The following is an 11,844-nucleotide window of genomic DNA, read 5'->3' on the forward strand; positions in this document are numbered from 1 at the left end:
GCTCGAGCCCCGCCTCGCGCGCGATCTGCGCCTTGGTGCGCCGCTTCGGCTTGTACGGCAGGTAGAGATCTTCCAGGCGCTGCTTGCTGTCGGCCGCTTCGATGCTCGCCCGCAGTTCCGGCGTCAGCTTCTTCTGTTCGTCGATGCTCTTCAGGATCGTGGCCCGCCGCTCTTCCAGTTCGCGCAGGTAGGTCAGGCGCTCATTCAGCGTGCGCAGCTGCGCGTCGTCGAGTCCACCGGTCGCTTCCTTGCGGTAGCGCGCGATGAACGGCACGGTCGCGCCTTCGTCGATCAGCGCGACGGCGGCGGCCACCTGGACGGGTTTGACGGAGAGTTCGGCGGCGATGCGCGATTCGATGGGCGGCAGCATGAAGCGTCAGTCGGCACGGTCGTTGCGAGGGACGCGAACTATGCAGAACGCCTTCCCGGGCAACAAGACTTGCCAAATGCGATTCTTCCTGTGGGTCAGGCTTCAGCCTGACTCGGAGGCCGGCTAAAGCCGGCCCCACAGTAAGAAAGACACAAGACCAGACTCACGGCGCCAGCTCCGCAATCGCCTGCAGCAACGCCTCGGTATCGACGGGCTTGCTGAGAAAGCGGCAGCGCGGAATCGGGGATTTCAGTACCCGCATCACCGACGGCAGATCGCCGCTCAGCACGACGGCCGGAATGTCGGTGCCCTGGCGCTGCCGCGCCGCATGCACGAGTTCCAGCCCGGTCTGACCGCCGTCGAGGTGGTAGTCGACGATCATCAGTTCATCGCCCTGCAGCGATTCCACCAGCCGCTGCGCCTCGCGCGCCGATCCCGCGGTCGTCACCTCGTAGCCTTCGAGCTGCAGGAAGAGCTGCGTGGCCACCCGCACGCCCTCGTTGTCCTCGATGAGGACCAGACGCGTGCGTCCAGGCCGGCGCGCCGAACGAACCGCGACCTGCGTATCGACGACCGCGTCGCGCATCGCCAGATGGATGCGGGGAATGGTGATGCGAACCCAGGTGCCGACGCCGACCTGCGATTTCACTTCCGCCGCATAGCCGAGCAGGCGCGACACTTCGCGAACGATCGCCAGCCCCAGCCCGACGCCGGCGCGGCGGGTGCCGCTGGAATCGACCTGGTAGTACTCGTCGAAAATATGTTCGATCTTGTCCTGCGGGATACCGATGCCGGTGTCTTCGATATCGATGTGCAGCGCTTCGGCGGTCAGTTCACAGGTGAGTGCGATGTTGCCGCTGTCGGTGTATTTCACGGCATTGCCGAGCAGGTTCTCCAGCAGCTGCGTGAACAGCGTGCGATCCGTGTGCAGCACGACATCCGCCGTCGTCACCTGCAGCGACAGTCCGCGCGCACGCACCAGCGGCTCGAACTGCGCGCGCAGTTCGTTCAGCACCTGTTCCAGACGCACATCGCCGAGTTGCGGATCGATGGCACCCGACTCCAGCCGGCTGACATCGAGCAGGCCGTTCAGCAGGCGCGTCATGCTGTCGATCGCCTGCTCCTGACGCTTCAGCAATGCCCCCACGTCGGGATCGCTGACCATGCGCAGCATCGAGGCGTTCAGGAGCCGCACCGTCTGCAACGGCTGCCGCAGATCGTGACTGGCGGAGGCGAGGAAGCGGCTCTTGGCGCGATTGGCGCGATCGGCCTCCTCGCGCGCCGAGACCAGCGCCTCGTTGATGCGACGGCGGTCCGTCATGTCGCGGATCGCGGCTGCGACGAACGGTTCGGTGCCGACGTGAAAATGCGCCAGACGAATGGCCGCAGGAAACTCGGTACCGTCCGCCCGCAACGCGGCGAGGTCGGCGATGCTCACCCCCATCTCGCGATTGCGCGGCGCCCGCATGTAGCCCGCCACGTGCGTGCGATGCCGGTCGCGCAGGCGCTCGGGCACGACCGTCTCGATCGACTTGCCGATGAGATCCGCCGGCTCGTATCCCAGCAGGTCGCGCACCGTCTCGTTGGCAAAACGGATGACGCCGCCGGCATCGACCACGATCATGGCGTCCGGCGAATAGCGCAGCAGCTGCCGGGTGATTTCATCGGCTGGATTCATGACATACATTGTTGCATGGCGACGCTGCGGTCGCCGTCTGCGCATTAAGGGGCAGGCGCAACCGGATGAGGGGATCTCGCGGTGTGCCGTCCGTGCGCCCTCCGGCAGGCTAATCCCTCAATCATTCTGCGCCCATGGACCAACGCATGAACCGGTTACCCCTCCCCGTCCGCCGCGGGGACAACGTCGCCAGGCCGATGTTCGAACGCCTGCTGGAAATCACGCGCGCCTCAGCACTCGAGGAAATGGCGAGCGGCATGGCGCATGAGATCAACCAGCCGCTGGGCGCCATCACCACGTTCGCGCAGGCGGGCCAGCGCATGCTCGATCGCGCCGATCCCATGCTGCCGCAGGCCATCGACGTGCTGCAGCAGATCAGCGCGCAGGCCATGACCGCGGCCGAAGGCATCCGCCGCATGCGCCTGCTGGTGAATCGCGAGGCGCGGCAGAAGACGCCCCACGCCATCGGCGATCTGATCTACGAGCTGTTTCCCCTGCTCGACACGCTCGCCACGCGCACCGGGGTGCAGCTCGATCTGCATGTCGCGCATGGACTGCCCTGCATCGAGATCGATGCCCTGCGCATCCAGCACGTCATCTTCACGCTGGCGCAGAACGCCATCGAGGCGGCGAGCCTCGGCGGCGGCAAGCCACGGGCCAGCGTCGACATCGACGTGACATCGACCCGTTACGGCATCGAAATATCGGTCACCGACTCCGGCCCCGGCATACCTGCCACCGCCCGCGAACAGATCTTCCGCCCGTTCTTCACGACCAAGACCTCCGGCACCGGGCTGGGCCTCGCATCGAGCCGGGCCATCGTCGAGGCGCACGAGGGAACGATCGGCTTCGACGATGTTCCCGCCGGCGGCACGCGCTTCTGGATCCGTCTGCCGGCCCCCGCCGCTCCGTAGAAAACGCGCCCGGGTTTTCTGTCCGCTGCAGATCTGCGATTCTTCGTCCATGAAAGTCGACAAGAAGAACGGACCGCTCATCTGCGTGGTGGATGACGATGACGGCATGCGCCGCGCCATCGAAGCGCTCCTGAGCACCATCGGTCATGCGACGGCCGCGTATGCGCGCCCCACGGAGTTCCTGAAGCAGTTCGATCCGGCGCGTCCCGGCTGCCTGATCCTGGACATTCGCATGCCGGAAATGAGCGGCCTGGAAGTGCAGCAGCAGCTCAACAGCCGCGGCTCGATGCTGCCCGTCATCATGATCACCGGGCATGGCGACGTGCCGATGGCCGTGCAGGCGATGAAGCACGGCGCTTTCGATTTTCTGCAGAAGCCGTTCCGCGATCAGGATCTGATCGACCGCATCAACGCCGCGCTGAAGCTCGATGCCGAAAACCGCGAACTGATCGAACGCCACGCCGACATCCGCCGCCGCTTCGAATCGCTGACGCCGCGCGAGCAGGACGTCATCAAGCTCGTCGTCGACGGCCGCGCCAACAAGGTCATCGCCATCGACCTGGGACTGAGCGAACGCACCGTGGAAATCCATCGCGCCAACGTCATGGAAAAGATGGGCGCGCGGTCCATCGCACATCTGGTGAAGATGCACATGATGCTGACGGGCGAGAACACCTGATTTTTCTTCCTGTGGGGCCGGCTTCAGCCGGCCTTTGGGATTCAAGGAGTCAGGCTGAAGCCTGACCTACAGCCTGACCTACAGCCTGACCTGCAGCCTGACCTGCAAGCCTGACCCGCAGGTGTGACCTGCAGCACGCGCTTCTGCGTGCTTACCCGCAGCAATTCTCGGACTTTCCTTAATGGGCGCCGCGCGTGCGCGCGGTACCTTGCTGCTGCCGCGCAAAAACACTTCGAAGCCATGCCGAAATCGGAAACGTACAACGATCACATCGTTCGCCTGTTCCTGCTGGGTGCCGCCGTCTGGGGCATCGTCGGGATGTTCATCGGAGTACTCGCCGCCGCGCAGCTTGCATGGCCGGCGCTCAACTTCGATGTGTCGTGGCTGACGTTCAGCCGCATCCGCGCCAATCACACCTTCGGCGTGATCTTCGCCTTCGGCGGCTCGGCGTTGATGGGCACCTGCTACTACGTGGTGCAGCGCACCGGCCACACGCGCCTGGCACTCGGCAAGCTCGCGATGTTCACGTTCTGGGGCTGGCAGCTCGCCTGCTTCCTCGCCATGGCGACGATGCCGTTCGGCATCACGCAGTCCAAGGAATACGCCGAACCCGAATGGTTCATCGATCTGCTGGTCGCAGTCGTGTGGGTCTCGTTCGGCGTGGTGTTCTTCGCGACCTTGGCACGCCGACGCATCCGTCACATCTATGTCGCCAACTGGTACTACGGCGCGTTCATCATCGCGGTCGGCCTGCTGCACGTCGTCAACAATCTGGCGGTGCCGGTGTCGCTGACCAAGTCCTATCCGATCTACTCGGGCGTGGTCGATGCGATGGTGCAATGGTGGTACGGCCATAACGCGGTGGCGTTCTTCCTCACGGCCGGCTTCCTCGGAATGATGTACTACTTCGTGCCGCGCCAGGCCCAGCAGCCGTTGTGGAGCTATCGCTTCTCGATCGTGAATTTCTGGGCGCTGATCTCCGTGTACATGTGGGCGGGTTCGCATCACCTGCTCTACAGCGCGCTGCCCGACTGGGTGCAGTCGGTCGGCATGGCGTTCTCGCTGATCCTCCTGATGCCGAGTCTCGGCTCGGCCGCCAACGGCCTGCTCACGTTCAATGGATCGTGGGACAAGCTCAAGACCGATCCGGCCGCCAAGTTCATGGTGCTGTCGCTGGTGTTCTACGCCGCGTCGACCTTCGAAGGCTCGATGCTGGCGATCAAGTCGGTCAATTCGATCTCGCACTACACCGACTGGACCGTCGCCCACGTGCACTCGGGCGCCATCGGCTGGGTGGCGATGATCACGATGGGCTCGCTGTATGCGATGGCGCCGCGGGCGCTCGATCGCCCGGCGATGCATTCGCGCAAGGCGATGGAACTGCACTTCTGGATGCACACCACCGGCCTCGTGCTGTACGTGCTCGCGATGTGGGCGGCCGGTGTCACCGAAGGCGTGATGTGGCGCGCCACCAATCCCGATGGCTCGCTGACCTACAGCTTCCTCGCCAGCCTCATCGCCGTGAAGCCGTACTACGCGATCCGGTTCCTGGGCGGCCTGCTGGTGCTCGGCGGCATGGTGGTGATGGCGTGGAACCTCTGGCACACGGCCGCCGCTGCGCGCGCCAACAAGATCAAGCCGATCCTGGTGCCGATCCCCGAAGAAATTCCCGAACCCGTCGAAGACCAGGTGCCGGCGCCGCTGCCGGCCCGTGGGTAAGCCATCATGCCGCTGCAGTACAAGTACCTGGAAAAGATCGAGAAGAACGCCGGCCTGCTCGGCGCGCTGATCGCCCTCATGGTGTCGATCGGCGGCCTCGCCGAAATCACGCCGCTGTTCATCAAGGCGCACACCGTCGAGCCGGCGCCGGGCTTCAAGCCCTACGATCCGCTGCGGCTCGCCGGCAAGGACGTCTACGTGCGCGAAGGCTGCTACGCCTGTCACTCGCAGATGGTGCGCACGCTGCGTTTCGAAACGCAGCGCTACGGCGACTACTCCGCCGCGAGCGAATCGGTGTACGACCGTCCGTTCCAGTGGGGCTCGAAACGCACCGGCCCCGATCTCGCGCGTATCGGCGGCAAGTACTCGGACGACTGGCATCGACTGCACCTGCTGACGCCGCGCCAGGTCGTGCCCGAATCGAACATGCCGAACTACCCATGGCTCGCCGAACGCGAACTCGACGGCGAAGACATCCAGGCCCGCATGCGCGTGCTGAAGTTCCTCGGCGATCCGTACAGCGACGAGGAGATCGCCGCCGCGCCGGCAGCGGTCAAGGACAAGACCGAACTCGACGCGCTCGTCGCCTACCTGCAGGGACTCGGCGTGTACAACGTCGCAGCGAAGGAAGCCGGCCATGAATGAGCTGTGGGGTCACGTCATCGGCGTGTTCATCGTCGTGCTCACGCTGACGTTCATCGGCATCTGGGTCTGGGCGTGGTTGCCCCATCACCGCAAGAACTTCGACGCATTGGCGCACCTGCCCATGCATGATGAGGATGAATCACGATGAGCCGCTTCTGGTCCGGCTGGGTCATGTTCCTGGTGGTGCTGAACCTCGGCATCACGCTGTTCCTGTTCGTGTGGGCGCAGCGCCTCAAGATTCCGACCCGCTCCGATGGCACGACCGGCCACGTCTGGGCACACGGCGTATTGCGCGAGGGCGTGCGCAGATTGCCGCTGTGGTGGGTGCTGTTCTCGGCGGGCATGTTCATCGTCGGCTTCGCGTACCTGGCGCTGTATCCGGGATTCGGCAGCTACCAGGGGCGACTCGGCTGGACGTCGGCCAGCGAGTGGCTGCAGGACACGCAGGTCAACGATGCGAAGCTCGCAGCGACGCTGCAGCCGCTGAGTTCGCTGAGCGTCGAGGAACTCGCGCGCAACGACAATGCACGCGCGCTCGGCGAACGACTGTTCCTCGACAACTGTGCGGCATGTCATGGCACGCGCGCACTCGGCAATCCGTCGATCGGCGCGCCGAACCTGGTCGACGACGACTGGCTGTACGGCGAAGGCACGCTGATGGCCAGCGTTCTCGATGGCCGCACCGGCGCCATGCCGCCGTGGGGTCCGGCGCTCGGCCATGAAGGAGTGAAGGAGGTCGCCTCCTACGTGCTGAGCCTGAGCGGAGTGAAAGCGCCGGCCGACTGGGTCGCCGCCGGCAAGACGCGCTACGAAGCGATCTGCGTGGCGTGTCATGGCGCCGACGGCCGCGGCAATCCTGCGCTGGGCGCGCCGAATCTCACGGACAGCGTCTGGCTCTACGGCAACGACTTCGCCAGCGTCGCCGCCAGCATCGAGCACGGCCGCAGCGGCGTGATGCCCGCGTGGCGTCATCGACTCGGCGAGGAACAGGTGCGCATGATCGCTGCGTGGTTGCACTCGCAGGGATCGACATGAACAAATCGATGCGCTGGTATCGCGTGCCGGTGCTGTGGCTCGGCATCGTGCTGTTCGGCGCCTCGCTCGCCGGCTGCATCGGCATGATCGTGCTGGCGTCGCAGTATTCCGACGAACCGATGCCGGTCGGCAGCGAGCGGCTGCTGAAGATGCCGACGACACGCGATCCCGCTTCGTCATGACGATCCGCGACAACGCCTGCTGGCATTGCGGCGAACCGGTGCCCGCAGACGTCGTCATACACACGCGCATCGGCGGCGAGACACGCACGATGTGCTGCCAGGGATGTCGCGCCGCTGCGGAGTGGATCCAGCAGATCGGCCTCGGCGACTACTACCGTCTGCGTACCCAGTCGGCGCCGCGGCCCGAAGTCGCCGCCAGCACGGCTGACTGGCAGCGCGCCGAGATCGCCCGTCATGTCGTGCGCGATCTCGGCGACGGCCGTCGCGAAACCATGCTGCTGGTCGAAGGCATACGCTGCTCGGCCTGCGTGTGGCTGATCGAACGCGCGCTGGGCGGTCTCCCCGGCATGATGTCGGTGCAGGTCAACGCCGTTGCACAGCGGGCTCGCGTGGTCTGGAACGACGCACGCATCGGACTGCCGCAGATCCTCGACCATCTCGCACGAACCGGTTATCGCGCCCAGCCGCTGGATGCGCGGGCACTGGACGACGTACGCCGGCGCGAATCGCGCGCGGCCATGAAACGCCTGCTGGTGGCCGGATTCGGCAGCATGCAGTCCATGATGTACGCCGCCGTCCTCTACTTCGGCGGCGACGATACGGCGGCCGGCACGCACGAACTGTTTCGCTGGCTCGGTTTTCTCGTCGCGACGCCGGTGGTCTTCTATTCGGCGCGCCCCTTCTTCGCCGGAGCGACGCGCTCGCTCGCCGCGCGCCAGCTCGGCATGGACGTGCCGGTGGCCGCCGCCATCGCTATCATCTATGCGGCCAGCCTGATCGAGGCGCTGCAGGGCGGCGTGCACGTGTACTTCGATTCGGTATCGATGTTCGTGTTCTTCCTGCTCACCGGCCGCTACATCGAAATGCGCGCACGGCATCGCGCCGGCGATCTGACGGACGCGCTCGCCCGACTCACTCCACCGTTCGCGGAACGTCGGCGCGCCGATGCCGCGCTGGAACGCGTCGGCATTCACGAACTGCGGGTCGACGATGTCGTGCACGTCGTCGATGGCGGCATCGTACCTGCCGACGGCACGCTGCTGGACGAACGCTGCCGGGTCGACGAATCGCTGCTGAGCGGCGAATCGCTGCCGGTCGTCCGCCAACGCGGCGCGATGCTGATTGCAGGCAGCCTGCTGATCGATGGCCCGGTCGATCTGCGCGTTGCGCGGGTCGGTGCCGATACGACACTCGCCGGCATCGCCGCGCTGGTGGAACGCGCACGGACGCAGCGTCCGCGGCTCGCACGCGCTGGTGAACGCGCTGCGGCGCGGCTGGTCGCGCGCATCCTCGCCGTGACCGCACTCACCGCCGCGGCATGGAGTTTCTTCGATCCTTCGCGTGCCTTTGCAGCGTCGCTTGCGGTGCTGGTGGTTTCGTGTCCCTGCGCATTCGCGCTGGCCGTACCGGCAGCCATCACTCGCGTCCTGGCAGTGCTGGCGCGGCGCGGCGTACTGGTCGTCAAGCCCGATGCGATCGAAGCGCTCGCGGGCGCCACGCATGTGGTGTTCGACAAGACCGGTACGTTGACCGAACCGCAGCTGGCGCTCGCAGCCGTGCAGACTTTCGGCGTCTCGCGCGAACAAGCGCTGTGCCTGGCCGCATCGCTGGCGCGCGAAAGCCGTCATCCCTCGGCACGCGCCATTGCCGCTGCCTGGGACTCTCCTCTTTCCCCTCCTCCGCTTGCGGGGGAGGGCCAGGGAGGGGGCGAAGCAGGCACCGCTGCCAGCGGTTTACCCCCATCCCGACCTTCCCACCCGCAAAGCCTCCTCCACGCAAGCGGGGGAAGGGGTCAGAACTGCAATGTGATCGCGCATGCCGGCCTGGGCATCAGCGCCTGCATCGCCGGACGCACGCTGCGGCTGGGCCGTCCTGATTTCGCGTTATCCGGCAATGCCGGCGGCATCGATGACGACTGCGTCGTACTCGCCGACGATCACGGCCCGATCGCCGCCTTCCGCCTCGACGAGCGGTTACGAGCGAACGCGCGGGCGACCGTCGACGCACTGAAGGCGCAGGGATTGACCGTCCTCATCGCCAGCGGCGACGCCGAAGCCAAGGTGACGAAAGTCGCCGCACAACTCGGCATCACGGAATGGCATGCACGACAGTTGCCGTCGGACAAGCTCGATCGGCTCACCGCATTGCGCGCCGCGGGTGCACGCGTGATCGTCGTCGGCGATGGCGTGAACGATGCGCCGGTTCTCGCCGGTGCGGACGTGGCGATATCGCTCTCCACCGCAGCGGAACTCGCGCAGGCCAGCAGCGACATCGTGCTCACCGTCGAACGCTTCGATGCACTGGCGCCGGCGCGCACGCTCGCACGCCAGACGCTCGCCATCGTGCAGCAGAACCAGCGCTGGGCACTGGTCTACAACCTGACGGCCGTGCCGATCGCTGCCCTCGGTTTCGTACCGCCGTGGCTCGCGGCCATCGGCATGTCGTTGAGTTCGTTGTGCGTCGTGCTGAACGCGCTGCGGATCGGTCGCGAGCCCGCAACGAAGCACGCGCCCCATAGCGCGGCGTTGCTGCGCACGGAGGCTGCATGAACGTCCTGCTCGTCATCATTCCACTGTCCATCGCGCTGCTGATCGGTGCTGCGGTCGCGTTCTTCTGGGCCGTCGACAACGATCAGTTCGACGACATGGACACACCGGGGCTCACGCCGCTCGACGATCTGCCGCGCCCATGAACGCCCTCACCCTGACCGCTGCATTGCTGCTCGGGCTCGCCGCCAGCGGGCACTGCGTGGTCATGTGCGGCGGCATTTCCTCGGCGCTGAGCCTGGCGACAGCGAAGAACGCCGCCGGCCGGCCGCGACCGACGCTGCTGTTCGGCTACCAGCTCGGACGCGTCACCTCCTACACGCTGGCGGGCCTGCTGTTCGGCGGTGTTCTCGGCGGCGTCGTCCGTCTGCTCGACATCGAGTCCATACGGATCGCACTGCGCGCCTTCTCCGCCGCTGCCCTGCTGTTCGCCGCGCTGGTGGTGCTGGGCCGCGTGCGCGATCCGGGTTTCGGCATCGGCCATCGCTGGTGGTCGAAACTCGCTCCGCTCGGCCGCAAGCTGCTGCCCGTCGCCACGCTGCCGCGCGCCTTCGCCTTCGGCACGCTGTGGGGATGGATGCCCTGCGGCTTCGTCTACACGGTGCTGGTCATGGCATCGCTGCAGTTCGATGCGGTGCGCGGCGCCGCGATCATGGCGGCTTTCGGTCTCGGCACGGCGCCTGCGCTGTTTGCTGCGGCGCTCGGGGCACCGCGTCTGGCGGCGGCGGCGGCCCGACCGGCGGCGCGGCAGGCGGCCGGGTCGATCCTGCTGGTCAGCGCGGCTCTGACGCTGGCGGGCCCGTGGCTGGTTCATGCGGTCCCGGGATTGTCGGGGATGCTGCCCTTCGACTGCTGAGCAGGGGTTTACCCCACCCCGCCCCGCTGGTCAGAATCTGCCGGGGAGCCGCCGCGACACGTTCCTGTAACTTCCGGTCCGGCGCCGGGTTCTGGCCATAAACGACGACATTCAACCGTGGCTAAACCAGGCTGGAATCCGCAGCGTTCCGGAGAGTTTGCAGGCTTCATGCGTGCTTATCAGGACATGGTCTTTTCAACCGCCGCGCGGATCGTCGCCAACGACGCGCAGGCCGAAGACATTGCCCAGGAAGTCTTCCTCAAGGCCTTCGAGAACTTTTCCCACCTGAGCGCCAGCCCTACCGCCGGCGGCTGGCTCAAGACCGTTGCGACCAACCTGTCGCTCAACCATGCCTCGCGCTATCGCAAACGCTGGCGCTTCTTCTCGGAGATGCGCGCCGCGGATGCCGAGGACGACACGCCCGACGTCGAATTCGCCGCGCCCGAAACGCTGCTGGCGGACCTCGACCTCGAAAGCCGCCGCGGCCTCATCGAGCAGGCCCTGCAGAAGTTGCCCGATCACCAGCGCCTGCCGCTGGTGCTGTATCACTTCGAAGAAATGCCCTATGAGGAAATCGCCGCGAAGCTGAGCGTTTCGCTGGCGAAGGTGAAAGTGGACATCCATCGCGCGCGCGCCGCCCTGGCGAAAGCCCTCGGCCGCAGCGAACTCAGCAGCGCAGCGTTGCAGTCGTAACACCATGAGCAACACACCCGACCATCAGTCACTCGAGCAGTTCACGGACGCCGTGCTGCGGGACCTGCCGCCGCGCCGCGCGCCGGCATCGCTCGAAGCCCGCGTGTTCGCGGAACTGGAACGTCGCGCGGCCAGGCCCTGGTGGCAGTCGAGCTATCGCGACTGGCCCGCCATCGTGCGCATCCTGTTCCTGGCCGCCTGCGTCGCACTCGGCAGCCTCGCCGTGCGCGCCACCGAATGGCTGTTCGGCCGCTCGGCATCGACGATTTCCGGCATCGAATCGGATCTCTCGCCGGCCGCCGCTTCCGTCAAAGCGACGGCCGGGGCCTTCTCGTTCATCGCTCACAACATCCCGTCGGTCTGGATCTACGGCGCCATCGCCGTGATGGCCGTCACGTACATCGCCCTGTTCGGCATCGGCGCTGCCGCCTATCGGACCCTCTATGCGAATCGCTGAAATGAATACGCTCGCCTTTCCCATCGCATCGTCGTTTTCTTTCGGGCATCGCAGCCGGCAACTGCTGGCC

At 66.1% G+C, this 11,844-nt stretch carries 14 protein-coding genes; 12 read left to right on the forward strand and 2 right to left on the reverse strand.

All coding sequences use genetic code 11. The features are described from left to right. Positions 1-370, reverse strand: a 370-nt coding sequence (locus V7D81_RS00685) for a Tex-like N-terminal domain-containing protein (RefSeq protein WP_324313808.1), incomplete at its 3' end; no start/stop codon positions are given. Between the two features lie 163 nt (positions 371-533). Beyond that, positions 534-2,048: a hybrid sensor histidine kinase/response regulator gene (locus V7D81_RS00690; protein WP_324313809.1), complete on the reverse strand. Its 1,515-nt coding sequence runs from the start codon at positions 2,046-2,048 to the stop codon at positions 534-536. Between the two features lie 146 nt (positions 2,049-2,194). On the opposite strand from V7D81_RS00690, the gene V7D81_RS00695 reads away from it, so the two are divergent. The 12 genes from V7D81_RS00695 to V7D81_RS00750 all read left to right on the forward strand — a co-directional run bounded on the left by V7D81_RS00695 (position 2,195) and on the right by V7D81_RS00750 (position 11,774). Further along, entirely contained in the window at positions 2,195-2,962 is a 768-nt protein-coding gene (locus V7D81_RS00695; protein WP_324313810.1) for a sensor histidine kinase, read from the forward strand. 49 nt (positions 2,963-3,011) lie between these two features. Continuing rightward, positions 3,012-3,641 carry a response regulator transcription factor gene (locus tag V7D81_RS00700; protein ID WP_324313811.1) on the forward strand — a complete coding sequence of 210 codons (630 nt, stop codon included), beginning with the start codon at positions 3,012-3,014 and terminating at the stop codon, positions 3,639-3,641. Between the two features lie 240 nt (positions 3,642-3,881). Then, complete coding sequence (ccoN, locus tag V7D81_RS00705) at positions 3,882-5,360, forward strand: cytochrome-c oxidase, cbb3-type subunit I (protein ID WP_324313812.1); 1,479 nt, start codon at positions 3,882-3,884, stop codon at positions 5,358-5,360. A gap of 12 nt (positions 5,361-5,372) precedes the next feature. Further along, positions 5,373-6,005, forward strand: coding sequence for a cytochrome-c oxidase, cbb3-type subunit II (gene ccoO / locus V7D81_RS00710; RefSeq protein ID WP_349257584.1), 633 nt, complete (start codon positions 5,373-5,375; stop codon positions 6,003-6,005). Then, entirely contained in the window at positions 5,998-6,153 is a 156-nt protein-coding gene (locus tag V7D81_RS00715) for a cbb3-type cytochrome oxidase subunit 3 (RefSeq protein ID WP_324313815.1), read from the forward strand. The genes ccoO and V7D81_RS00715 overlap by 8 nt, the downstream gene beginning before the upstream one ends. After that, a complete protein-coding gene (gene ccoP / locus V7D81_RS00720) occupies positions 6,150-7,040 on the forward strand; it encodes a cytochrome-c oxidase, cbb3-type subunit III (RefSeq protein ID WP_324313816.1) in 891 nt (296 codons plus the stop codon). Before V7D81_RS00715 ends, ccoP begins: the two co-directional genes overlap by 4 nt. Further along, positions 7,037-7,222, forward strand: coding sequence for a hypothetical protein (locus V7D81_RS00725; RefSeq protein ID WP_324313817.1), 186 nt, complete (start codon positions 7,037-7,039; stop codon positions 7,220-7,222). Before ccoP ends, V7D81_RS00725 begins: the two co-directional genes overlap by 4 nt. Beyond that, entirely contained in the window at positions 7,219-9,771 is a 2,553-nt protein-coding gene (locus V7D81_RS00730) for a heavy metal translocating P-type ATPase (protein WP_324313818.1), read from the forward strand. Before V7D81_RS00725 ends, V7D81_RS00730 begins: the two co-directional genes overlap by 4 nt. Further along, a complete protein-coding gene (gene ccoS / locus V7D81_RS00735) occupies positions 9,768-9,914 on the forward strand; it encodes a cbb3-type cytochrome oxidase assembly protein CcoS (protein ID WP_324313819.1) in 147 nt (48 codons plus the stop codon). The genes V7D81_RS00730 and ccoS overlap by 4 nt, the downstream gene beginning before the upstream one ends. Continuing rightward, positions 9,911-10,624: a sulfite exporter TauE/SafE family protein gene (locus V7D81_RS00740; RefSeq protein WP_324313821.1), complete on the forward strand. Its 714-nt coding sequence runs from the start codon at positions 9,911-9,913 to the stop codon at positions 10,622-10,624. The genes ccoS and V7D81_RS00740 overlap by 4 nt, the downstream gene beginning before the upstream one ends. A 117-nt stretch (positions 10,625-10,741) precedes the next feature. Continuing rightward, positions 10,742-11,317, forward strand: a complete 576-nt coding sequence (locus V7D81_RS00745; protein WP_324313822.1) for an RNA polymerase sigma factor — start codon at positions 10,742-10,744, stop codon at positions 11,315-11,317. A gap of 4 nt (positions 11,318-11,321) precedes the next feature. Then, positions 11,322-11,774: a hypothetical protein gene (locus V7D81_RS00750; RefSeq protein ID WP_324313823.1), complete on the forward strand. Its 453-nt coding sequence runs from the start codon at positions 11,322-11,324 to the stop codon at positions 11,772-11,774. Positions 11,775-11,844 lie beyond the last annotated feature (70 nt).

Source organism: Povalibacter sp., from assembly GCF_036735925.1.
Classification (GTDB): Bacteria; Pseudomonadota; Gammaproteobacteria; order Steroidobacterales; family Steroidobacteraceae; genus Steroidobacter.